15 protein-coding genes are annotated in these 25,179 nt (G+C 66.4%); 2 read left to right on the top strand and 13 right to left on the bottom strand.

Annotation, left to right across the window (positions count from 1 at the left end):
- Window positions 1-52 precede the first annotated feature (52 nt).
- The 3 genes from ACP26O_RS03630 to ACP26O_RS03620 form a co-directional block, all read right to left on the bottom strand.
- The gene (locus ACP26O_RS03630) at window positions 53-1,117 is read right to left on the bottom strand and encodes a glycosyltransferase (protein ID WP_175665255.1); all 1,065 of its coding nucleotides are present in this window, start codon (window positions 1,115-1,117) and stop codon (window positions 53-55) included.
- A gap of 139 nt (window positions 1,118-1,256) precedes the next feature.
- A complete protein-coding gene (gene yiaA, locus ACP26O_RS03625; protein WP_011656058.1) occupies window positions 1,257-1,700 on the bottom strand; it encodes an inner membrane protein YiaA in 444 nt (147 codons plus the stop codon).
- A 104-nt stretch (window positions 1,701-1,804) separates the two neighbouring features.
- Window positions 1,805-2,755 (bottom strand): cupin domain-containing protein, encoded by a 951-nt coding sequence (locus ACP26O_RS03620; RefSeq protein WP_175665256.1) that lies wholly within the window; start codon window positions 2,753-2,755, stop codon window positions 1,805-1,807.
- Window positions 2,756-2,885: 130 nt separating this feature from the next.
- Here ACP26O_RS03620 and ACP26O_RS03615 point away from each other — a divergent pair, with 130 nt between their 5' ends.
- A complete protein-coding gene (locus ACP26O_RS03615) occupies window positions 2,886-3,215 on the top strand; it encodes a carboxymuconolactone decarboxylase family protein (RefSeq protein ID WP_105831886.1) in 330 nt (109 codons plus the stop codon).
- Between the two features lie 157 nt (window positions 3,216-3,372).
- Complete coding sequence (locus tag ACP26O_RS03610) at window positions 3,373-4,206, top strand: class II glutamine amidotransferase (protein ID WP_105831887.1); 834 nt, start codon at window positions 3,373-3,375, stop codon at window positions 4,204-4,206.
- Between the two features lie 21 nt (window positions 4,207-4,227).
- Here the strand turns inward: ACP26O_RS03610 and ACP26O_RS03605 are convergent, their stop codons facing one another.
- The 10 genes from ACP26O_RS03605 to ACP26O_RS03560 all read right to left on the bottom strand — a co-directional run bounded on the left by ACP26O_RS03605 (window position 4,228) and on the right by ACP26O_RS03560 (window position 25,172).
- Window positions 4,228-4,908 carry a GNAT family N-acetyltransferase gene (locus ACP26O_RS03605; protein WP_175665257.1) on the bottom strand — a complete coding sequence of 227 codons (681 nt, stop codon included), beginning with the start codon at window positions 4,906-4,908 and terminating at the stop codon, window positions 4,228-4,230.
- Complete coding sequence (locus tag ACP26O_RS03600) at window positions 4,905-6,230, bottom strand: aminotransferase class I/II-fold pyridoxal phosphate-dependent enzyme (protein WP_175665258.1); 1,326 nt, start codon at window positions 6,228-6,230, stop codon at window positions 4,905-4,907. Before ACP26O_RS03600 ends, ACP26O_RS03605 begins: the two co-directional genes overlap by 4 nt.
- Window positions 6,231-6,297: 67 nt before the next feature.
- Window positions 6,298-7,215 carry a UDP-3-O-acyl N-acetylglycosamine deacetylase gene (locus ACP26O_RS03595; RefSeq protein ID WP_175665357.1) on the bottom strand — a complete coding sequence of 306 codons (918 nt, stop codon included), beginning with the start codon at window positions 7,213-7,215 and terminating at the stop codon, window positions 6,298-6,300.
- A 47-nt stretch (window positions 7,216-7,262) separates the two neighbouring features.
- Window positions 7,263-14,828, bottom strand: a complete 7,566-nt coding sequence (locus tag ACP26O_RS03590; RefSeq protein ID WP_175665259.1) for a type I polyketide synthase — start codon at window positions 14,826-14,828, stop codon at window positions 7,263-7,265.
- Complete coding sequence (locus tag ACP26O_RS03585; protein WP_175665260.1) at window positions 14,825-16,360, bottom strand: LTA synthase family protein; 1,536 nt, start codon at window positions 16,358-16,360, stop codon at window positions 14,825-14,827. The genes ACP26O_RS03590 and ACP26O_RS03585 overlap by 4 nt, the downstream gene beginning before the upstream one ends.
- Window position 16,361: 1 nt before the next feature.
- Entirely contained in the window at window positions 16,362-17,147 is a 786-nt protein-coding gene (locus ACP26O_RS03580) for an SDR family NAD(P)-dependent oxidoreductase (RefSeq protein WP_175665261.1), read from the bottom strand.
- Entirely contained in the window at window positions 17,134-18,357 is a 1,224-nt protein-coding gene (locus ACP26O_RS03575) for a capsule biosynthesis protein (RefSeq protein ID WP_175665262.1), read from the bottom strand. The genes ACP26O_RS03580 and ACP26O_RS03575 overlap by 14 nt, the downstream gene beginning before the upstream one ends.
- A gap of 227 nt (window positions 18,358-18,584) precedes the next feature.
- Complete coding sequence (locus ACP26O_RS03570; RefSeq protein ID WP_244099025.1) at window positions 18,585-21,587, bottom strand: capsular polysaccharide biosynthesis protein; 3,003 nt, start codon at window positions 21,585-21,587, stop codon at window positions 18,585-18,587.
- A complete protein-coding gene (locus tag ACP26O_RS03565) occupies window positions 21,584-22,591 on the bottom strand; it encodes a CgeB family protein (protein ID WP_426282727.1) in 1,008 nt (335 codons plus the stop codon). The genes ACP26O_RS03570 and ACP26O_RS03565 overlap by 4 nt, the downstream gene beginning before the upstream one ends.
- Window positions 22,592-22,649: 58 nt before the next feature.
- Window positions 22,650-25,172, bottom strand: coding sequence for a DUF6270 domain-containing protein (locus tag ACP26O_RS03560; RefSeq protein WP_175665264.1), 2,523 nt, complete (start codon window positions 25,170-25,172; stop codon window positions 22,650-22,652).
- Between the last annotated feature and the right edge of the window lie 7 nt (window positions 25,173-25,179).

Genomic DNA, 25,179 nt, shown 5'->3' with positions numbered 1-25,179 from the left:
CGGGATGGGTGCAGGATGTGGGCGTGCCATGGCCGCGATGCGCGGCACCGGCTCAATGACGGTGATAGGAGAGCGCTTCGAGATCGCGCCGCGCCGATGCACGCCCGGCGAGACCGAAACCGCGCGCGAGCGCGCCGAGCGTATCGATGGCCGACGCGGCGATCGTGACGCCCACGGCCGCGAGATAGCGGGCAGCGCCCAGTCGCGGCAACTGCTGGCGATTCAGCGCGCGCAGGCTGTAGCCGAGCCGCATGGCCATCACGCAGAACGGGCCGAGCGGGCCGCTGCGGCCGAGCCACTGCCACCCGCCCGGCAGGTACGCGTTCACGAGATACGGCGTCAGCCCGACGCTGTCCTCGCCGCGCATCCAGCGCAGCTTCAGCGATTCGCGATGCGTGTCCGGCAGCCGATGCTCGGTGTGCGCGGCCGGCGCGAACTCGACGGCCACGCCGGCCGCCTGCATCCGCAGCCCCATCACCTGGCAATGCGCGCGATAGACGCCGTCGAGCGGCTCGTAGCGGAATCGCGCGAATACGTCGCGCCGGAACGCGACGTTGTTCGCGTAGAAATTGCGTGTCGCACCGTCACGCAGCGGGCTCGGGAAATACATGAAATCGATCGACGTCAGCGCGATGCCGAGCACGTTCGGCGCATAGCTGGTGCGCCCCGCCACCGCGGCGGGCGCATCGCCCGCTTCGCGCGCGAACGGTGCGAGCAGGTGCTCGAGCCAGTCGTCGGCCGGCCGGCAATCGGCATCGCCGAACACGACGATGTCGCAGCGGGCCGCGTCGACGTGGTCGAACCCGTCGTTCTTCGCATCGTAGTAGCCGGTGCTCGCGCCGATCTCGACGAAGTCGATCGGGCGGCCGGCCAGCGCGGCGATCTCCGCGCACGCATCGGCCGGCAGGCCGTCGTGCGTGATGATCCATTGCGCGAGTGCCGCGGGCGGTACGGTCTGCTTCGACAGCGCCGATACGAGGCGCTTCAGGCTGTCGACGGCCTGCACGAGCCCCGCGCCGCCGCGCAGGTTGTTCGTCTCCAGCACGAGCGCGGCCTGCGCCGCCACGGCGCGGGCCGCCGCGCGGGCGTGTCGCGTGGCTTCTGTGAAGTCTGGCATCCGGAATATCTCCATCGTCATGCGCACCGGCATGGATGAAACGAATGGGCGGGGAGCCCGCCGCGCATCGGCGAATACGGGTCGCCCGCGACCGTCGTCGCAAAGCGGGCGGCCTGGAAGGCGCCCGCTTCGCATGCCGTCACTCCTGGACGGACGGCGCCGATTCGGCGTCGGGATAGCGCGGCTTCGCGTTCTGCAGGTCGCGCGTGTTCTTCTGCACGGCCACCGCACCGAACAGCGCGAGCACGAACGACATCGCGTAGAAGCCCTTCTCGCTCAATTGCAGCGTCGCGTTGAAGAGGCCGACGACCAGCAGCGCGATCGCGAGCAACAGCGCAACCCAGCTCAGCCCGTAGTAGATGCCCGTGACGGGAATGCCTTCCGCGCGGTCACGCACGCTCTTCTGCAGCGAGATTGCCGCATAGAGACCGAACACCAGCACGGTGAAGTAGTAGCCCTTCTCGTTGAGCTGCATGCCGGCGTTCCACAGGCCGATCAGAAATGCCGCGAAACCGGCGATCAACGCGGCCCACGACGCCGCGACGAATGCGAACGACGGCTGCTGGATGGTGGTCTGGTTCATTGCTTTGCCCTCTCTTTCTTCTTGTTCGAAATCGTTTTTCGTTGAACTGCGTTTCGCGCATGGTAGCAGCTTTGGCGCGTGCCACGACAGCCTCGCTTGCAGTCTTACATGCCGCGCTGCGCCCGCCGCCAGCGTCCCGGCGTCATGCCGAGCACCGCGCGAAACGCCTTGCCGAACGCCGCCTCCGACTGGTAGCCGACCGCCTGGCCGATTTCCGCCTGCCCGCGCTGCGTGTCCTGCAGCAGCGCGCACGCATGCATCATCCGGATCTGCGCGACGAACGCGCCGACGCTCATCCCGGCCTTCTCGCGGAAATGCCGCGCATAGGTCGCGCGCGACATCGCCGACGCCGCGCCGAGCGATTCGACCGTCCACGGTTTCGCCGGCGCCTGCAGCACAGCCTGGACCGACGAACCGAGCCGCATATCGGCAGCCAGCGCGAGCCAGCCGGCCGGCACGCGCGCATCGCGACCGTACGCGCGCAACGCATAGGCGAGCAGCGCCTGTCCGAGCGCGTTCACGATCGCACGCGCACCCGGCTGCGCATTCGATGCCTCCGCGCGCAGCACGCTCGTCAGCAGTTGCAGCGACGCCAGCCCCGACGACGCCTCTCGCAGCCCGACGTGCAGCACGCGCGGCAGCGTGCGCATCAGCAATTCACCGGCACCGCGTGCATAGACGAAGCGTCCGCAAAGCAGATCGACGCCCGCCTCGCCCTCATCCGCGGAATCGCGGTTCGACTTGACCGGCAGCACCGCGCCGCCCGCCGCGCGCGGTTCGCGCAGTAACGCGACCGACCTGGCGCCGCCCCCGCCTCCATCCGACAAATCGTGCGCGTCGCCCGCGGGCAGCAGCACGAAGTCGCCGTCGACGAGCCGCAGCGTGCGCCCGTCGGCGGTGCGCAACCGGCACGTGCCGGACAGCAGCAGATGAAACGCCGCCTCGCCGGGCGGCAGCGGGTCGTGCGGCATCGCGAACGGGCCGTCGAGCAGGCAGCGCACGTCGAGCTCGACATGGCTGCGGCCCAGCGACAACAGTTGACTCAACGCATCCATGAGACGTTTGCGCTAAAAATTGACACTCTAGCGTATCGAAACCCTCAGTGCGAGCGATCAGAATAGGCTCTGCATCGCCCGAGATCGCGGCAGCCGCCGACCGACCCACCACTTCTCGAAAGGACGCATCATGCTGAACTGGAACGAATACCGGAAGGAACTCTCGACGCGCATCGGCGACATCGCCAAGCTGTCGCCCGACACGCTGGCCGGCTACCAGGCGCTGTCGGGCGCGGGCGCCAAGACGGGCCATCTCGACGCGAAGACGCGCGAACTGATCGCGCTCGCGGTGGCCGTCACGACGCGCTGCGACGGCTGTATCGCGGTGCATACGGCCGAAGCCGCGAAGCATGGCGCGACCAAGGAGGAAGTGGCCGAAGCGCTCGGCGTCGCGATCGCGCTGAACGCGGGCGCGGCGCTCGTCTACTCGGCCCGCGTGATGGACGCGCTCGGCGACTGACGCGCAGGGAGCATGAAGGGTGCGGCGCCCGCCGCATCCTTCATGGCTGATCGGCCGAGCGACCGGCGCTGCCGGCCGGCGGGTGCGCGGCGCTCGCGCATAACGGCGCCACGAACTCGGCTACCATGCGCGAAGACGCATCGCGAAGGAGCGCTCCATGTGCCGCTGGCTCGCCTATACGGGCAACCCGATCCATCTCGAGACCGTACTGTTTCGCGCGAAGCATTCGCTGATCGACCAGAGCCTGCATTCGGAACTGGGCGCGACGACCACCAACGGCGACGGCTTCGGTATCGGCTGGTACGGCGACCCCGACGAACTGCCGTTTCGCTACCGCTCCGTGCATCCCGCCTGGAACGACCGCAACCTGCGCGAAGCCGCGCGTGCGATCCGCTCGCGGATGTTCGTCGCGCACATCCGCGCGGCCACCGATACCCCCGTCCAGGAAACCAACTGCCATCCGTTTCGCCACGGCCGCTGGCTGTTCGCGCACAACGGGCTGATCCGCGATTTCCACAAGCTGCGCCGCGACCTGACGATGAAGGTCGACCCGGCGCTGTTCCCGACGCTCGAAGGCTCGACCGACTCCGAGCTGATGTTTCGACTCGCGCTGACCTACGGCCTCGAACAGACGCCGCTGCCCGCGCTCGAGCGGATGGTCGGCATGATCGAGGAAACCGCCGCGCGGTATCGCGTCGACGAGCCGCTCAACATGACGATCTGCGCGACGGACGGCGACCGGATCATCGCGGTGCGCTACTCGAGCGAACGGCAATCGCGCTCGCTGTTCCACACGACGTCGTTCAAGCACCTGCACGAACTCTATCCGCACAATCCGCGCATCGCCGAAGCGGGCGACGACGCGTTCATGGTCGTGTCGGAGCCGCTCGTCGACCTGCGCGGGGCATGGGAGGAAGTGGCCGAAAGCACGGCGATCGTCGCGCAAGGCGCCGATGTGCAGCAGCGGCCGTTCAATCCGCGGCACACGTAAGCCGCAAACACGCTTGCGCCGTCAGCCGCGGCGCGTAAGCCGCATGCGTATGGAATCGAGTTCGGCGGGCAGTCGGCGCGAGCGAGCGCGGTGCCGCGTCAGCGCAACGAAGCCGAGCCGCTCGTACAGCGCGCGGGCGCGCGCGTTGCGGGTCAGCACGTCGAGCACGATGTCGCGACTGCCGTCGTCCGGCAGCGCGCCGGTAGCGAGCGCATCGCGAAACAATGCGGTGAAGACGCCCGTGCCCCGCTGGCGCTCGTCGGTCGCGCAATGCGCGACGAGGATCTGCGAACGCTTCGGCGCCGGAATTTCCGTCTCCAGCACCAGTCCGCGCAGCAACTGGCCGATCGTGCGACGCACGCCGAAGAAGCGTGCCAGGGCCGACACGAGGTGAACGTCGTCGAACCTCGTCCGGCGTCCGTCATGGATCGCCATCACGGCAAGCACGGTGCCGTCGGCGCCGACCGCGACGCGGTGCCGGCGCCAAGAAAACCGGCCGTGACGCGACCGGAACGCCCGTTGCAGGAATGCGATGCAGCGTGCGTCGCTTTCCCCGAGGAAGAAAGCGAATTCGCGCACGCCGGATGAGAATACGAGCGGCGCACATGCCGCCGCATCCTCCGCGCATGCCGCGCGAAACGGCGTCGACGCACCGGCTTGCGGCACGCCGAACGACGACGCGAGCGCCCCGGCCGGCATCATGTCCGCCCCGCCAGGCGAGCGAGCACGGCGACCGTCCGACTGATCTGCTCGGGCTCGTGCGTCGAGCAGATGAAGAAACGCAGGCGCGCGGCCTTCTCCTCGACGGCCGGATAGAAGATCGGCTGCACGTTGATCCCTTCGTCGAACATCGCGTTCGCCCACTGCGCAGCCTTCAGCGAACTACCCGTGATCACCGGCACGACCGCATACCCGGCGCTCGTGCCTGTGTTCAACCCAGCGGCGCGCGCCTCGGTCAGGAACTGCCGGCCGCGCGACTGCAGTTGCGCAACCCGCTGCGGCTCGGCCTGCAGGCGTTCGAGCGCGGCCAGCGACGCTTCGGCGAGCGTCGGCGCGAGTCCGACGCTGTAGAGAAAGCCCGGCGCCAGATGGCGCAACATGTCCACGAGCGGCTGACAGCCGGCGATGAAACCGCCGCAGCCGGCCAGCGTCTTGCTCATCGTGCCCATCCACATGTCGACCTGGTCGGGCGCGACCGCGCAATGTTCGCGGATGCCCTTGCCCGTCGCGCCGAGCACGCCGAGCGAATGCGCTTCGTCGACCATCAGGAACGCGCCATGACGCGTCTTCACGTCGACGAAGCGCTGCAGATCCGGGAAGTCGCCATCCATGCTGTACAGCCCTTCGATCGCGATCAGCACGTGCCGGTATTCACGGCGCACGCGCGACAGCAGTTCGTCGAGCGCCTGCCAGTCGTTGTGCGCGAAACTCAGCCGCTTCGCGCCGCTCAGCTGCGCACCCTGCACGATGCTGTTGTGCGCGAGCGCATCGTGGACGATCAGGTCGCCGGGCCCGAACAGCGCGCCGATCACGGTCACGTTGGTCGCGTGGCCGCTCACGAACGCGACGCAATCGTCGGTCTCGTAGAACGCGGCCAGCGCGCGCTCGAGGTCACGTTGCACCGGGCGCTCGCCCGCGACCATCCGGCTCGCGGACGCCGACGTGCCATAGCGGTCGATCGCGGCCTTCGCACGTTCGGATACAGTCGGATCACCCGCGAGACCGAGGTAGTTGTAGTTCGCGAAGTTCAGGTATTCCCGGCCGCCGATCCGCGTGGTCGCACCGGCCACGCCATCGTGCACGCGGAAGAACGGCGAGTCGACACGCAGCTTTTCGCCCATCTCGCGCATGATCCTGACCTGCTGATACTGCGGCATCGATTCGAAACGGCTGCGCGCCGATGCGGCCTGTGTCGTCGGCGTATCCGGCACGCCGGGGGCCGCGGCGGCTTCCGTCGCGCGCTCCAGTTGCCGTTTCAGGGCTTTCGCCGCCAGTTGCTGGCGAAGGTGTTCTCCGAGTGCCATTCCTGCCTTCGCTTTATCTCAAAAATGGCGCGATATTACGCCAGGTATTTTTAAAAAAAGACGTGGATCACGCGTCGGAAAACTCGGCCCACCGCCATGCATCGGTATCGGCCAGCAACGCATCGATCAACCGGAAATTCATCTCGTGGCTCGGGCGCAATGCACTGACGCGCGCAAGCAGCGGTGCACCGGCCAGCGAGAGATCGCCGATCAGATCGAGCACGCGATGTCGGACGAACTCCTCCGGCAACCGCATTCCGCCCAGCACGCGCTTGCCGACGATCGACGCCGTGCATGACGGCCGCGCGCCCCGCAGGATCGGCACGCCACGCACATACCCGGCGATGATCGCCGGCACGGCCCATTTCACGCGCCCGTACGAACGCGACGGCGCGATTTCGGTGGCAAACGTCTCCGGTGTCAACACGCCATCCCAGTGCATGTCGCCGAAGCCGCGCAAATCGTTGCGCACGCTCAGTTCGTAGCGCGCGGCCGGCTCGATCCGCATTTCGCGTCGCTGGTCCCCGGTGCCGTCCGCGACGACGACAGGCCGAAGCACCCGAATGAAGCGCTTCGGCGTGTCGAGCGCGATACGGCCGCAGGCACGGATCGCGTCGACCCACGGCGCCGCGCTGCCGTCGAGAATCGGCACCTCCTCCGCATCGAGCTCGACGACGGCATGATCGATTTCGCATGCCAGCAGCGACGCGAGCAGATGCTCGATCGTGCGGACGCCGACCCCATCGGCGTTGCGCAGCATCGTGCAAAGCGGCTGTGCGCGGCGCAGGGCGGGATCGACCTCGAGCACACCGAGCTCCCGTCCTTTGCGCATTCTTCGAAACACGATCCCGCGCCGGCCGCCCGCCGGCGTCATCGGCTGGATCCGCACCTGCACACGCCGACCGGTATGCAAACCATGTCCCGACAGTGCCAGCGGCCGCGCAAGCGTGCCCTCGCTCGCCTGCCAGCCCGGAGGTAGCTTGATTCGGGGAATCTCCGCGTCGACTGGCACGCCTTCGCTTCCTGGCTCGTTCAATTCGACCCCCGCTCGAGCTCGGCCCGCGCTTCATCACCCAGCCCATGCCGCGCGGCCAGCGCTTGCGCCAGTTCGTCCTCTGCCGTGGCTTGTTCTTCGCCGCTCTGCGTATCGAGCAACTCGACGATGCGCTCGGCCAGCGTATGCACCGTCGCCCCTTCCGCGATCGCCATGATCGACAGCTTGACGCCGAACGTCTCCTCGACTGCCATGCCTAGCTCCATGCCCATCAGCGAATCCATCCCGAGATCGAGGACCGACCGGCCGGCGTCGACACGCTCTGGCGACATGTGCAGAATCCGCGCGATCTGGCCGCGCAGTGCCGTCTCGACGAGCGCGACAGCGTCGGCAGGCGGCAACGCACGCACCTGCTCCAGCAACATGCGATCCTCGCTCGTCGTCTCGGCCGCGCCACCCGCCTGCAACGCCGCGTAACGCCGCGCGTGCGCGGCCGGCATGCCGCGCGAGACGGCGCCCCAGTCCAGACGCACGACGGCTTCGCCGGCGCCTCCTTGCACCAGCGCGCGTTCGAGCGCGGCCATCGCCTCGTTCGACGTGATCGACGCCCCGCCGATACGCGACTGCAACGCCTCGCGCGTGCCGGCGTTGCGCGCGAGGAAGCCGACGTCCTCGATCGGCCCCCACGCCATGAACATGGCCGGCTGGCCGACCGCGCGACGATGTGCGACCAACGCCTCGAGGAAACCGTTGGCGGCCACATACGCGCCCTGCCCCGGATTGCCGAGAAAGGTCGTCGCCGACGAATACACGACGAAGAAATCGAGCGCACAACGCCGCGTCGCGCGATGCAGGTTCCATGCGCCCGCAACCTTCGGTTCGAGCACGGCCGCGAAGCGCGCGTCGTCGACGTTGCGCAGCAGCCCGTCGTCGATCTGCATCGCCGAATGCAGCACACCCTTGAGCGGCGTCCCGCGACGCTCGATCTCGTCGACGAGGCCGTCGAGCGCCGCGCCGTCGGTCACGTCGCATCGCTCGACCGACACGTCCGCGCCGAGCGCGTCGCGCCAGCGATCGGCTTCCGCCTGCATCTCCGCGTCCAGTGCGCCGCCGCGGCTCGCGAGCGTCAAATGCCGCGCGCCGCTCTCGATCATCCAGCGTGCGGTCGCGAATCCGAGCCCGCCGGTGCCGCCGACGATCAGGTACGCCGCATGCGGGTCGAGCCGCAGCGTCGGCAATGCGACACCACGCGTCGGTACCGGCGTGCCGGACGGATAGGTGACGAGCACCTTGCCGATCTGGCGCGCCTGCTGCATGTAGCGGAACGCCTCCTCCGCACGCGCGGCCGGGAATGCGCGGTACGGCAACGGATGCAGCACGCCGTCCGAGAACAGAGCCATCACTTCCTCGAACAGCCGTGTCGTCAGCGACGGCAGCACCCCCATCAGCTGATCGGCGTCGATGCCGAAATAGCTGATGTTGTTGCGGAATGGCCGCAGGCCGATCTGGCTGTTCTCGTAGAAATCGCGCTTGCCGAGTTCGAGGAAGCGGCCGAACGGACGCAGCGTATCGATACTGCGCACCATCGCCTCGCCGGCGAGCGAGTTGAGCACGATGTCGACGCCTTCGCCGTTCGTGCGCGCGCGGATCTCGTCGGCGAACGCGAGGCTGCGCGAATCGAACACGTGCTCGACACCGAGCAGGCGAATGAACTCGCGCTTCTCGTCGCTGCCGGCGGTGGCGAAGACTTCCGCGCCGAGATGCCGCGCGATCTGGATCGCCGCGATGCCGACCCCGCCCGCGCCACCGTGCACGAGCACGCGCTCGCCGCGCCGCAGCCGCGCCAGTTCGCACAGGGCGTAGTACGCGGTGAAGAACGTCGTCGGGACGGTGGCAGCCTCCTCGAACGACATCGACTCGGGCTTGCGTGCGATCGCGGTTGCGCGCGTGACCACGCGCGTTGCGAACGATGCCGGCGCGAAACCCAGCACCGCGTCGCCCGGTGCCAGGCCGTCGACGTCCGGGCCGACCCGGGCCACCCGCCCCGACATTTCCATGCCGATCGTCGCGCCCGCGAAGCCCGTCTCGACGGCCTCGTCCGACAGCAGCCCCATCGCGTACATCACGTCGCGGAAATTGAGCCCCGTCGCCATCGGCTCGATCTCGACTTCTCCAGCGGCGAGATCGCGTGCCGGCATCGCGAACCATTCGAGGTTGCGCAACGAACCCGGCATGTCGAACGCGAGTCGTGCGCCCGGATGGTCCGATGCGCTCGGCAGCGCACGCTCACGCCCGGCCGCGTGCGCGGCCGGCAGCATGCGGGGCACGTAGCGACCCTGCGGCGCAAGCAGCACTTCTTCCTCGCCATCGTCGCCAAGCAGCGCCATCGCAAGCTGCAGCGCCGGGTGTTCGACGGCCTGATCGACGTCGATCAACCGAATCGGCAGCGTCGGATACTCGTTCGCCATCACACGGCCGAGACCCCACAACGTTCCGTGTTCGGGATGTGACGATGATGCATCGGTTGCGAACGGCGCACCGCCGCGCGTCACGACACACAGTCTGCCGCGCTCCGTGGCGCCGGCCGCATCGAGGTCGCGCACGAGCGATGCCAGCGCGAGCGCGCCGCCTTGCTGCGCGCGCATCACGGCTGCACCGTCGGCCGTGTCCAGCGACGCGAGCGGCGCAACGAACACGACATGCGCCGAACGTTCGGCCGGCTGGCGCGCCGACCATGCCGCGGCGTCACGCACCGATGCCGACTCGGCGCGACAACCCAGCCGCTCGAGTTCGCCCGCCACGGCGGTGCCGAACGCGTCGTCATCGTCCTGCACGATCAGCCAGTGCGCGCCGTCGCTCCCGGCCATGCGATGCGCTCGATCGTCGGCTGACGAAGCGGCTGCCATTTGCGCGTCGGCTCCCGGCTTGCGCGCGACGATGAAGGTCGGCACGCCTTCGAGATCGAGGCCTTGCTCGGTATCGCGCACCACGTCGACCAGCCCGGCGCGTTCGCACATCGACGCGAGCGCGGCGGGCGCCAGCGCGCCATACGCACTGGCGGCAACTTCGCCGCCGGCCGCACCGAACACGATGTCGGAGAAGCGGCTGCGGCGCGCCTCGGCGACGACGACGAGCCCGCCCGGCGCGAGCCGTTCGGCGATTGCCGTCAGCGCGGCGAGCGGGTTCGGGTGATCGCCCAGCATCCGGTTGACGATCACGATGTCGAACGGCGTCGTATCGCGGCATTGCGAGAACAGCGGCGCGTCGGTCGCAAACACCAGCGTCCGCACATGTGCATGCGCTTCCGCGTCGAACCCGGCAAGCTGCTGCTGCGTACCCGCCAGCATGTATTCGCAGCGACCGGCCGGTACATCCACGTCGAGCGGTTGCAGCACGTCGCCGTTCGCGGTACCGATCTCCAGTACACGCAAGCGGCGTGCATCCGGCCACGCCGCGACAGCCTGCGTCACGCAGGCGGCGAGCAGCGCGCGCGCATGCGCCCACGTCGGCGAGGCATCGAAGAACTGCTCGACCAGACTGCGCCCAGTCGACGACAGCAGCGCGCCCGCAGGCGACGCGTCGCGCAGCACGCGCGGCAGCGCCGCCCCGACGTGCGCCAGCAACGTCAGTTCGGCGACATGGGCCGGCGATGCCGCCAGCACGTCGCGCCACAGCGCGTCACGCGCGGGCATCGCCACGCAGGCCTCGTCGTCGCGAACCAGACGATCGCCGTCGAAGCGGGCCAGCCCATCCTCGACGACGATCTCCGCCAGTCGCGCGACCAGTCGCGAGGCTGCGTGCGCCGGGCGTGCCGGCTGGGCGAATGCGCCAAGCGCATCCAGCGCATCGAGCGCGTGCAGACCGGCCAGCACGTCGAGCAGCGGCAGCATTTCGGTCAGATGCCGCGTGCGGCGCGCGAGGTCCTCACGTGCCGCGACATGCGCGTTCGCTCGCTCGACGAGCACACCCGGCGGCGGCAGCCCGTCGGCGGTATAACCGGCTTGCAGCGGCCGCGCTTCGAGCACATAGGCAAAGCGCGCCGGCGCGCCATGACGGCGCCCGGCGAGATCGACGCGACGGAAGCGGCACGCGCCGAGGCGCGCGACGACTCTGCCGTGCGCGTCGATGAATTCGAACGACGCGACGATCGAATGCGGGCTGCGACGATGGATGCGCGCCAGCACGCGGCGAATCGCTTCACCACTCAGGAAATCCACACGGCCGATCTGGACCGGTACGAATGCCGCATGCGCATCGTCCGGCGCGGCGCCGGCCTGCCCCAGCACGGCGAACAGCGGATGGAAGCCGCTGTCCATCAGTGCCGGATGCAGCAGATAGTCCGACCGCGCACGCGCGTCGGCAAGGACCGACGGCACCTCGAGCTCGGCCAGCGCGTCGTCGCCCGACACGCGCAGCGATCGCACCCACCGGAACGCCGGTCCGTAGCTCAGACCGATTGCCGTCGTACCCGCATACAGCGCATCACCGGACAGTGCCGGACGTGACTGCAGGTGCGCGATGACGCAAGCATCCGGCGCGCTGTCCGCGTCGAGCGTATTGCCGCTTTCGAGCAGGCGCCCCGTCACGTTCAGGTTCCACGGGCCTTCCGTCATCCGGTCGCGCGTCTCGATCGTAAACGACGCGGTGCGCACGTCGATCGCGAACCGGAACAGCTTCGCATGCTGCGGCTGGAACACCACCGGCATGCGGATCTCGACGTTCTCGATGGCCACATCCGGTGTGCCGAAGAACGTGCGCGCCGCCGCGAGCGCCATCTCGACATAACCGGCGCCCGGGAACGCGATACCACCATCGACGACGTGATCGGCGAGCATCGGCACGCGCTGCGGATCGAGCTGGTTCTCCCAGGCGAACGCATGCTCGTGCAGGCGATAGCCGAGCAGCGGATGATCGACGCGCCGGTTCACGAGCCCGTAGCCCTCGACGCTCGGCACCAGCCAGTAACGCTCGCGCTGCCACGGATAGGTCGGCAGCGCGGCATGCGGCGCGTCGGGAACGAAGCGGTCGAGATCGACGCGCGCACCCTGCGCGACCGCCGACAGGACCGAATGGGCGAGCATCTCCGCGCTATCGTGCTGACGCTTGAGTGTCGGCACGACGACACCCGGCGCGTTGCGCGCGGCCAGCGTCTGCTTCACATACGTGCGCAGGATCGCGTGCGGCGCGATCTCGACGAACACGCGCACGCGATCGTCGGCCAGGTGCGCAATTGCTTCGCCGAAACGGACCGGCTCGCGAATGTTGCGCCACCAGTAACCCGCATCGAGCGCGGTACCCGGCAGCGTGTCGCCGGTCACCGTCGACACGAACCGCGTATGGGTATCGCGCGGCGCGAGATCGGCCAGCCCGTCGCGCACGATCGGTTCGATCGCGTCCATGCGTCGGCTGTGGAACGCGTAATCGAGCTCGAGCAGCTGGTAGAAATGGCCCGCGCCCGTCAATGCCGCACCGATCGCCTCCAGTGCGGCTTGCGAGCCCGCGAGCGTCACCGCGTCGGGGCTGTTGGTGCCCGCGATTTCAATGGCCGCGACGAGATCGAGACGCGCGATCCAGTCGCGCGCCGCGGCTTCGCCGATACCAGCCGCCGCCATCCTGCCCGCGCCGCGCGTCAGGCCCTGGGCGCCGCTGCGAATCCGGATCACGCGCACGGCCTGGGCGAGCGTGAGCGCGCCCGACGCCCAGGCCGCGGCGATCTCGCCGACACTGTGGCCGACCACTGCATCGAAGCGGATGCCGCGCGCGGTCAGTACGCGCGTGATGCCGACCTGCATCGCGAACAACAGTGGCTGCGCGTTCTCGGTCGCGGCGAGCCATTCGGCGTCGACGCCTTCGCACATGACTTCGACGAGCGATGCGTTGCCGTCCGCACGCCAAAGCACGTCGACTTCGTCGAGTGCCGCGCGAAACACGGCATCCTCGGCATAGAGTCGCTTGCCCATCCCGGCCCATTGACAGCCGTTGCCCGCGTAGACGAACGCGACCGGCGCGTCGTCTTCAACGGCCTGCCCCTGCACGGCACACGCCGGCAAACCGTGCTCCGACGGCTCGGCCAGTGCCGCGAGCGCCGCCAGCCCTTCGGCCCGATTGGCCGGTGCGACGACCGCGCGATGCTCGAGCCACTGGCGACGCCGCGCGGCTGCGGCGGCGAGCGCGGCCCAGTCAGCACCCGACTGCACGCGTGCGAGATGACGTGCGGCGACGGCTGCCAGCGCGGCCGGCGAGCGTGCGGCCAGCACGAGCGGCGGCAGCGGCGCATCGATCGTCGCAACCGGCTGCACGACTGGCGCCGGCGCCGCCGCTTCGGTGAGGACGACGTGTGCATTCGTGCCACCGAAGCCGAACGAGTTGATGCCGATCGTCAGCGGTGCATCGCCGCGCTCGAGCGGCGTGAGCCGATCGACCACGCGCAAGCGGCCGCCTTCGAAATCGATGCCGGGATTGGGTGTGTCGAAATGCAGCGAGCGCGGCACCGCGCGGTGCTTCAGGCACAGCACGGCCTTCAGCAGGCCCGCCATGCCCGATGCCGTTTCGAGGTGTCCGATATTGGTCTTGACCGAGCCGATCAGCAGCGGATCGGACTCGGGCCGGCCGCCCGATACCGCGTCGATCAATGCACGCGCCTCGATCGGATCGCCGACCGCGGTGCCCGTGCCATGCGCCTCGAGATAGGCGAGCGTGCGCGGGTCGACGCCTGCGCGTCGATAGACGGCGCGCAGCAGGTCGGCCTGCGTCGCCGCCGCCGGCACGTTGATGCCGCCGTGCGAATGGCCATCCGAGTTCACGCCCGATCCGGCGATGACCGCATGGATCGTGTCGCCATCGGCCAGCGCCTGGTCAAGCGGCTTGAGCAGCACGAACGCGCCGCCTTCGGCGCGCACGTAGCCGTCGCCGGTCGCATCGAACGCGCGGCAACGGCCACGCGGCGACAGCATCGACGCCTTCGAGAAACTGACGAAACCGAACGGATGCAGCAGCAGGTTGACGCCGCCGGCCAGCGCCATCGCGGTCTCGCCGGACTGCAGCGCGCGGACCGCCTGATGGAGTGCGACGAGCGAGGACGAGCATGCGGTATCGACCGACAGGCTCGGGCCGCGCAGGTCGAACAGGTAGGACACGCGGTTCGACGCGATGCTGAGCGTGTTGCCGGTCGCCGAATATGGATCGATCGTGTTCATGTCGTCCATATTGCGGTTGCCGTAATCCATGCCCGCCACGCCGACGAACACGCCGCAGTCGCGTCCGCGCATCGCGGCGGGACGCACGCCGGCGTCTTCGAACGCCTCCCATGCGAGTTCGAGCAACAGCCGCTGCTGCGGATCCATCTGCGCCGCCTCGCGCGGCGAGATGCCGAAGAATTCGGCGTCGAAGCCCGCGACGTCGTCAACGACGCCCGCCGCGAACGTGTAGCTCTTTCCCGGCTCCCGTTTCGACGGGTGCTGATAAAACGCCGTGCCGAAACGGTCCGGTGGAATGGCGGTCACGGCATCGCGTTCGTCGCGCAGCAGTTGCCAGAAGTCGTCGGGACTCTCGACGCCACCGGGGAACCGACACGCCATCCCGATGATCGCTATTTGCTTGTTCATGCTCTTTCTGATTTGGCCAGCGCATTGCGATCACACGCACGCGGCTCGTTCGAATGGGTGACGGCCGACATCAGTATTCGGCCCAGTTCTTCTGCCCGGATATCCTGTGCGCAGGCATTGGCGCTCGCATCATTCTTCCAGACGAAATAGTCGCTGCGATCGGGCAGCACACCGAGCTTGTCGAACACGCGCCGCATGGCCGGTACGTGGTCTCCGTAGAAGCAGACGATCGTCTCGCGGTCGCTTTGCCTCAGATGATCGAGCAGTCGCGCGATCATCCGGTTGGCGTTATCGAGGTGACGCAGGTATGCGGTCAGGTCGTGCCACGCATCGTCGTCGCCGAGCGAATGGTAGCGAGCCGCTTCACCAGCGACCACCGTCTCCAGATGAAGCGGCCCGTGGTTCTCCATCGTCATCGCGAAGACGAACGCGGGTTGCTCCCGCGGGGCGTCCAGCACGTCGATGATCGCGTCGGCGACGGCCGCGTCCGCGACGTACGGCCCGACGCACGCACGACCGTCGAAGCTGCGAATGTCCATGAACGCGTCGAAGTGCATCAGCGGAAACACGCGATCGCGCCCGAAGAAATCCGCGTGATACGGATGCACCGCGAGCGTCCTGTAGCCGCCGCGCCTGAACCACCCAGCAAGCGACGGACACACCTTGCGCAGAAACGCATACGGATAGAAGCGCGCGTATCCAAGTTGATCGGCGGGAATGCCCGTGAGAACCGCGAACTCCGTGCGCATCGTATTCGCGCCCCATGCGGGAACGGTCAGCTTGCCGTGCGCGATGGCTTCGCGCCGGGCTTGATCGAACGCCGACAGCAACGACGGCGCGATCGCGGACGTCGCGCGCCGGATATCGAAGAACGACTCGCTTTGAATCACGACGACGTCGGGCGTACGCGACGGCGAGCCGGACGAGAATCGGCTCGCACGGGCTGCGGCGTCGAACGTCTTCAGCGTTGCGGGCCGCAAACCATTGAGCAAATAGGCGACGAACACCGCGAAGAAACCATGTCGCTGCTGGTCCGCCGCCGCATCGAGCGTCAATGGCAAGCGTGCGGCCAGCCACACTCCGATCAGTAGGCAGACGAGGGCGACAGCCGCGGCGGCCGCGCGTGCGGGCGCCACTGCATGGTCAAGCAGGCAGCCCGCGACGAGCAGCACGACGCCGGCCGCGATCGCGACGACCTTGCCGGCGCTCAGGAACGGCAGATAGAGCCGCGGATGGGCAAACAACTGGCTGAACAGGCTGAGATCGGTAAAGACGAAGGGTTCGCGCAGCGATTCGGACTTCGCGTTGCTGATGGCGGCCAGCAGCGCCACCAGCGCCGCCGCGATGCCAGCGGAAAACACCGGCCGCGACGTGGCGATCAGCACGCAAGCGCCAACGAACGACACGGCCGCCACATGCAGAAGCACGGCACGCCAGGGCCTGCGCAACGGCGCACGCGGCACCGCGACGGCATCGAGGCCGAACGACGCGGCCAATGCCATCGCGTAGACGAGTGCCAGCGTGCCGGACATGCTAGCGCCCCTCGCGCGGCAAGTACGACAGCTTGCCGAGAATCGCATCGGCGAGCAGCGCCGGCAACAGCGTCAGCAAACGCATCCCGAAGGCGAGCGCGCCCGGAAACGCGATTTCCGCTCGTCCCGCGTGCAGCCTGCGGCGAATATGCTGCGCAGCGCGATCGGCCGACCACATGAACGGCTTGTCACCCGGAAATACGTCGCTCATCGCGGTCTTCACGAATCCGGGCAGCACGATCGACATCCTGATGCCGTCGCGTGCGAGTACCGGCCGCACCGAATCGCCATAGGCCTTGATCGCCGCCTTGCTCGCGCAATAGGCGGGCGAAATCGCCATCCCGCGCAACGCCGCGAGCGAGCTGACCATCGCAACGTGGCCACGGCGGCGCGCGCGCATGCGGGCGATCACCGGCAGCACCGCATGCAGCGCGCCGTACAAATTCGTATCGACCACCACGGCTGTGCGCTCGAGTTCCTCCCAATCGTCGGCGTGCGCCAGCGTGCTCGCCACGCCCGCGTTCGCGATCAGCAGATCGATCGGGTGCGTGTCGTCGAACGCGTTCAGCCACGTGCGCATCGCTTCGGCGTCGCACACGTCGACGCGACCGCATTCGACCGCCGCGCCACGCGCCCGGCAGGCAGCCGCGACCTCGTCGAGGCGCGCGGCATCGCGGCCGATCAACCCGACAACGACGCCGGGCGCGGCATAGGCGAGCGCCAGCGCACGCCCGAGTCCGGCAGTCGCGCCGGTGATCACGACATGACGCGGTTCATGCGAACGCATGCTCGATCTCCACGTGGGTGGCCTCCAGTCGTCGCACCGCACCCGCCACGGCCATCTCGATGCCGGTATCCGTGTAGAAGTCGCCGTTGATCTGCGTGTGATGAATCACATAATCCAGAAAGGCATGGAACAGGCGTTCGTCGGGCCGCTCGGCATGTGCCCAGAAACTGTCGAGCCCGCCTTGCCACGTCAGCCCCGGCATGTCGTAGATCGCGACGCCCAGTGCGATCAGCGGGCAATGGTGGTAAAGCGCCGACATCCCGGTCGTACTGTTGACCAGCACCACGCCACGTGCGTGATCGAGCAGCGTCGGCAGGTGGCCGGCGTCGATGAACGACACGCGATCCGCCACCCCAAGCGCGCGCGCAAGCTGCCGGACGTGCCCGCGATAATCAAACACGCCCGTATCCAGCGGATGGTTCTTGACCAGCAGGTCGTGTCCGTCGGGCGCGTGCTGCGCGAATGATTGCAGTACGACGTCGATCGATGCGCGCACGCTGCCGAATGGCGAATGGTGGACGATTTGCGCGTCCGCATTGACCTGCAGCGGAAACAGATAATAGGGCCGCCGGCCAAGCAGACCGTGCGTCACGCGCGTGGACTCGCGATCGAATATCGGTTGTTTCAACGCGCGGGTTGCCAGTCCCGCGTATTCGACAAAACCGTTGCGCGGACGATGGCTGTGGTAATTCGGAAAACGGGATCGATACAGTGTATTGGCCGCCCGATAGCGCATGTCGTGATAGGCACGCACGGCCAGCCGATATCCGGTGGCCTGCCCGAGCTCGCGCGGTGGCGTTACGCCGCGCTGATCCAGATACCACGCCGGATCGCGCGGCAGCAATGAGCGGCCATTCACGCCATGGCGCTCGAGTGTCAGCCAATGCGGACGCACGTATCCTTCCTCGAATACATGCACGGCAACGCCATGATCGCGGGCGACAGGATGCACGGGCCGGTGAATGGCCCGGCAGTCGCCGAACAGGATCACATCCGTCACGTCGCCGGTTCGAAGTGCTGCCGCATACCACGCGGCAAGCTCGTCCGGATGCGCGGTGTAATCGCTCGCAGCACCGTTGCCGGAATAGACCAGGTCTCCTCCACAGAAATTAATCCTGCGAACGCGATGGCCGCGACTCCGCAACGCATCGGCCAACCGGCTAAAGAACGGCGATGCCGTGCCCTGCAGAACCAGAAAAGAGCGTCGCATTATTAATATGATTTATCATTTTTCAATATTTTTACGCACGCACACGAAATGAACGCTGAATGCGCCAGCAGTTTAAATCACCGCCCTGCCCCGATTTTTCGCCCCGGATTTATAGGTGAACGATTGTATCGTTTTACGAGATAACCATACAACCTTGGTCGCTTGAAAAACGCTAACGTTGATTTGCGTTATCGAACCCGTCGGCACCGTCCCCCGATGGCTGCCGGCTAAAGCTTCGCGAGCCAGCGCTGCAGCGACATGTAAAGCTTCTTGCGCGCCGAAATCCGATATTCCGAGTAAGTCGTCAGCATCCACATCTTGACTTTCCCGGACTGTTGCTCAAGTCGATTTCGCTTCAACTTGCCCTGCCCCGTCGACTGTCGCTGCGAGTGCAGCAATCCGATTGCGTGTTGCGCGTCGACCACGGCGCGGGATACCGGATGGACATAACGTGGATAGCGCAGCAGCGTCCCGGCAATCAGCTCGTCGAGCGTCAGCCGGCGACTGCGACGCGACCAGACCGGATGGGTATCGGATCTATCGCCGCCGATCGGCATGTGCGCGGCGCCTGGCGACACGCTCGCGAAGACGTCATTCGTCAGCCCCCAGCCTGCATAAAACGGCGCACCGTAGCAGACGACCCGCTTGCCGCGCAGCAGCGCCTCGAAGCCGGTCAACGACGTCATCGTATGCACTTCGTCGGCCTGCTCGACGCATGCGATCACGTCGGATTCAGGCGCCACGGCATCGGCGAGTCGGCACGCATCGTGCAGCGCAACGGCACCCGCGCGATTGCCGCTGACGACGTCGGGATGCGGCTTGAAGACGATGAACGCGTCGGGATGGGCGGCCCGCACCCTCGACAGCAAGCCGAGATTCGTGGAGATCCACGGCGAGCCAGTCCGGATCGATGCATCGTCTTCGACCTGCCCTGGCACCAGAATCACTTTCGCCGGACGGGGCGACGGCAGCGCGACGCCACCGTTGCCGACGTTGTACTTGCCAATGCGTGCGTCGACCAGCGCCGCGCGCACGGTGCGCGCCTCGGCGAGTTCCGCATCGTCGAAGCCGCCTCGCTCGAGGATCGCCTCCAGCCGGGACGGCGTGCGCGGATCGAAATAGATGCCGAGATCGTCGATCACGAGCGAAAGCGGTGCGACCAGGTTCGAGCCCAGCCCGACGGACCGGATGAACCCGTCCTCCATGCGAAGCACGGGCAAGCCCAGTTCCTGCGCGGCCGCAGCGACATCGGGACGGCGGGCCCCCCAGAGCACGACGCGCCGCGACGCGTCGGGCGGCAGTCGCCGCAGCGCCGCCGGCGAGTCGACGAAACGCACGCGCGCGCCGCCGTGCCGTAGAAACGGCGCGACCACGCTGCGCTTCCACAGGCTCAGCCCGACGCACACGAGCTCGCCTCTCGTTACTTCGTTCAGCCGGCGCTGCTTCGCGAGATGGGCGATCACGTCGAAGATCGTGCCGCGACTGCCGGTTTGCGGATCGATGTAGCGGCAATAGCGCAGATACGCTGCGTCGAACAGCTGCTGCAGCGTCGCGCTGCCGCGACGAGCGGCAACGATCGGTGCGTGCACATGGCGATCGTCGGTGAGCCCCCAGCCGGCGTACCACGGCAAGCCGAATGTCACGACCGGCTTGCCGCACAGCAGCGCCTCGAAGCCCATTTGCGACGAAACGGCATAGACCTTCCCGACCCGCTTCAACAGCGAAGGCGGACTGACATCGGCGGGCAGCAGGCGCACGCGCGGATCACCGAATGCAGCGTCGACGAGATAGCCGGCTTTCTTGCCGCACATCACGTCGGGATGCGTCTTGATCCAGACCGGCTTGCAGGGGTTTTCGGCGAGCGCGGCGGCAAGCATCGCGCGGAACGACGACGCGTCGGCCCCGCCCAGGCGGACGGCGACGTCACCGCTGGTCTGGTCGATGACCAGGACCGCGTCGTCATGCCAGTCGTCCGGGGGAACGAAATCGGGTGCGTGGTTGTATTTCGACAGGCCGTGGCGAACGATTAGGGACATTGCGTGGTCGGCCTTGATCCGCGATTCATCGGCATGGTCATCCTGCAGCGTGGCGGCGTCCTTCACGAGCATCTCGAGACGGGATGGCCTGCTGGCGTCGTAGTAGATGCCCAGATCGTCGATGACGATCGACAAGGCGGGATCGCCGAGAACGCCCAGGGAGACTGAGCGGAGGAAGCCGTCTTCGATGCGCAGCACGTCCACGCCGGCGCGCAGCGCCCACGCCTGCGCGCGCTGGCCACTTTCACGAAGGCCCCAGCCGAGAATGCCGGAGATGCCGGATCGCTGCCATGGCAAGCCGCACGAAACAACACCGTCGAGCCAGGGGGTGGTGCCACACCATGTCCACAGGCCAACGCTCTGAATGGGAACGATCCAGCGCGGCGGATGGCTCATGATTCCCCCCCCGTCGCGCGTCCCGCCGTGCCCGATCGAACCTTCGGTACTCACCCGCGACATCGCAAGCAGCACCTTCAACTGTTGGACGAGACAACGTGCATACGGCCGACGCGCATAGTGATGATCGTACCGGCGGGGATGGCGCCAGGACCGTTTTACCAGGCCATCCGCCCCGAGCGCATGCGAACTTGAATCGAGGTACGGAATCCCGCGCGCGCGGCAATATCGTTCGATACGGGCATTGAATTCCCGCGCCAGCTCTGTCCGCTCGCGCTGGGTGGCCGACACCTGTTGACGTACCGCGGCCGTCTCGTCGCGCGGCGCGGCCTGGTTCGCCAGCGTTGGCAGCGGCGCGCTCAGCACTGCGACGCGGTGAGCCGCGACCACTTCGGCGATGAAGTCGCAATAGTTGCGAACCGCCTCGTCAAGCAATACAGGGATCGGACACGACCGGAATTCCACTAGTTTCCACAGCGAATAGGCGGTATCGACTTCACCGAGATTGAGCAGAACCCAATCATGTCTCGACGACTGAAGCCGGTTCGTGAAACGTAGCAATGCGGACGTAATCGAATGGCGGTTGTCGATGCCGATCGCGGTCGCGCCCGGAACGTATTCGATATCGAATCGCACGTTCGGCAGCGCTAATGCGAACCACGCGTGCTCGAACACACGAACGTGAGAATCCCCAAGGACCAGTACGCGCTGCGGCGGTCGATCGCTTACAAGCGCCGCGCATCGCCACCACACGCGCAACAGCACACGATCGCGCCCGCGTTGCATGATCGCGCTCACTGCCCCAACACCTCTGCAATCTGGCGGAGGCGATGCTGCCATGTATGGTGCTTCGCCACATACTCCGCACCGGCTCGTGCGCGCTCGAGATCACTGTTGGACGGACCACCGCGCAGCCGTGCAAATAGCTCGCTCGCCTCGTCGCCGCTGCGCACGACATGACAGAAGTCCGCGAACATCGCATCGACCGATCGCGCCGGCGTGGTGACGGCAATTCCGCCACAACCGAGAATCTCGACCAGACGCCGCGAGAACATCGTCGGCGAGTCCTCGACGGTATTCACGTTCAGGGACACGACGTAGTCGCGGTACATTTGGGCCGTTTGTTCGTGTCGGACCGCATGCTGGACATCGAGGCCGTCGAGCGCCGGAAAGCGATAATGCGACGCCTTGCGGCTCGAATTGCGGTCGACGACGGTCAGGCCCAAACCACTCCCGCATGCCGCACCGAACAACGCGTCCTGCCACACGCGGCGACGCGCGTGATTCTCGCTGCTGTAGCTGCCGACGAAATTCGCCCGCCGGAATTTGAAGTCGAAGCCGGTGAACCCGTGCGTCCTGGGCTGAATCGCGAACATCAAGGTGTGCACCGACGCCTGCTCACCCATCACCGCTTTGTACCGCGCCACGGCATTGGCATCCACCGTAAATACATGATCGAACAGCTTCGCACTTTCCACGAAACGATCGAAGTGAACCGAGTCCTCCTTGTTCCAGAACACCGTCGGAATGCCACAATCCTTCGCGGCTTCGACGAGCCGAATCAGCGCGTGATTCGTTCGTTCCGGGTGTTCGGGATACGCGGCGATCTTGTACTTCCATCGATCGCGTGCGCCTGACCACGCCGACTCGACGAGCAAATAGTCCGGGCGCGAAAATGCCAGCCGCCAGCGAAATCCGCGGGGACCCAGCGAAATGACTCGACTATCGAAAACGAGGCTCGACGATGTCAGTCCGTCCGCGACCAGCGCGATAGTCGGATGCGTTCTGATGCTCAATTCCACTCCCGACGATCGACGCACGGCGCAACGCCGCGCGCCACCGAAGCACTTCGATGCCGCATTACGCCACCTTCTCCAGCACGAGCACGCCGTCGAGTAGATCCGCCGCATCTTCCTCGATACTCAAATAGGCGAGTGCACGCAAATTTCCGCCACGAAACCCGACCGAGAATCCGTCGTCCGGGATCGGGTTACCTTTGAAACGTTTAGCCAAATATTGCGCGACGTCCGGATGGCTGTCTTCCGCGGCACGGCTCGGAAACGGCACCAGAAAGCATGAACCCACCGGATGGGTTTCCGTGCTTTCCACCAATCCGACCGAACAGAACCGCGCAAAGTCGGCTTCGGCCGGATACTTGACGTCGACCCACGGTCTGCCGAGAAGCGAATCAAGCTTCGCGGCCAGCGATTCCCGCTGCACCGCGTCCCGCACGAAGTCCCACTTCTTCATCTTGAAACGCGGCTTCTGGCTTTCGCGCGGGACGGCCGGAGCTGGGTCCGGGTCCGGATGGCACTCGCGCTCCGCCTCGATATAGGAAATCGCATCCAGCGTACTGTCGTATGCGATGAAGCGCTGTGACCGGAATCCGACGCCGCGCTTGAAAAGGTTGATCCCCATCCCGTCATCCACGACGTACAGATAGTTGATCGATTTGACCCACGAATACTTCTCGATCAATTCCTTCACGACGTGAAATACGTTCAGGTTCATTACCCCGTTCTTCACGTGCTCCTTGTGACACAGGATGTGATTGATCTGCGCGAGCTCGCCAAACATGAAGAGCGTGATGTACGAGACCAGGCGCCCTTCGTGCACGATGCCGAAGAATCGTTCCGTGTGATATTCGCACCCGGCGGCGCTCGGGTTCAGCACATAAATCGGCGGGTTCGAATAGTAGTACTCGGGAATCGGCCGCCCCTGGCGCATCGGATCCGACGTGCGAATCTCGTAGATGTCCTGCTCGAAACCTGCGGGGCCACCTTCATGGAACCGGTATCCGAGGCGATTCGCCTTTTGAATCATGTTCCGGGACTTGTCGCCGATCGACCGCAGATATTCCTCGACCGTATCGGGAATCGTCAGAAATGCCGGGCTCGCCTTCTGGCGGCTCGCAGGCATCAATTCCCCGCTCGCGGCCTCGACAAAGACGGGCTCCCGACCGAAACGATCGACATCGTGCCGCGACGCGAACGCATCCATCGACCTGAACCATTTGTCGCAATGGACAATGCACTCCGGGCCGCATTGGTGCCGTTTAAGCAGCAGGTTCGCGCGAATCGCCGGCTCGCGCGTGATGTTGACCGACTGGCTGCCGTCCTTGCGTTTCGCGATCAGCACCGGGCTATCGAGTGCGGCGCCACCGGAATCCACGCTGACGTCCGAGAGGACGACGGGACCATCGAAGTTCCAGGTCAGCATCTTGAGCGACGTGATCCGGCTATCGACTGCGATCTCCGTCGTCAGCCGCTCTTCGCGCATGTCGCTCTTGAGATAACGAAAGTAACCGACCCACGACTTCATGTACCCCATCGCATGCATGTCGGCATCGACGAGATTTTCGCCGGCGACGACGAGCAACAAGTTGCGGTTGCCCGATAAATCGCCGTTGACGGTCGCGCTCAGACGGATGCGTGTCGCTGCCGTCGCGCGTACCGAAACCTCGAGACCTTGCATCCCTTTCTGCAATGTCACGCGATCGCTGTACCACGCGGTCACCGGCGTTGCGTCTTCGTGGCGAAACCGGCTTCCGACGAGTCGCAGCTTGTCCCGCACATACCTTACGATACCCACGCTGCTCCCCTGCTCTTCAGAAGTTTCCGCGACAGCCGCTCCGGTCCGCGCCACATATCGATCGAGACCATCGAGCAAGTGGGTGTAATACCCGGCCACATAGTGAAATGGACTCTTTCCCCACTGATGGTCGATTGCGCCGACGAGCAAGGTCGAGTCGAAATGCAGGAATTGCTCGTCGGCGAGATCTTCTCGCATCCGCGCATATTGCCGCGCCAGGAATGCGTTCGCCTGCGCGACGTCGTCGCGCGAATATGCCGGCGAGAAATCGGTGCCGTCCGAGCAGGCCGAGCCCCAGTACACCTCGTTCACGATCAGCGCGTCCAGCCGCCCCTGCGCGCTCAACGCCGCGACGAGTTGGCGCCAACCCGCTTCCCATCGGTCGAAGAACGCATCCGTGAATGGCTTGATTACCGTGCCTCGACGCGCCCGCGCATCGAATCCCGACGACAGCAGTTCACCCGATACGGTGCAGGACGCGCCACGGTCGTCAACGAACACGCTGAAACGTTCATCGATCAGGTCCATCAGCAACAAATCGAATCCGCCCGCGGCGAGTACCGCCACCAACCCGTGCTCGACGTCCGATTGAACCATCCTGCGCTGAAACGGTGACGCGATCGCGTCAAAGTCGACGTCCTCCACCACACCCGAAGAGAATGCAGTCGCCAGCGAAGTGCGCGCAAGATAACCCGCAAGCTCGTAGTGCTCGGCTTGCGGAAATCGGTCGGTAAAGGCGTCCCGGCTCACGCAACTTCCATGAATCAGAAGCTTCGGTTTACTGCGCGCCATCCATTTT

The sequence above is a fragment of the Burkholderia sp. R-40 genome, from assembly GCF_049942845.1.
GTDB classification, from domain to species: domain Bacteria; phylum Pseudomonadota; class Gammaproteobacteria; order Burkholderiales; family Burkholderiaceae; genus Burkholderia; species Burkholderia ambifaria.
The sequence above is the reverse complement of the archived record's forward strand: the minus strand, read 5'-3'. Positions and strand labels throughout refer to the sequence as shown.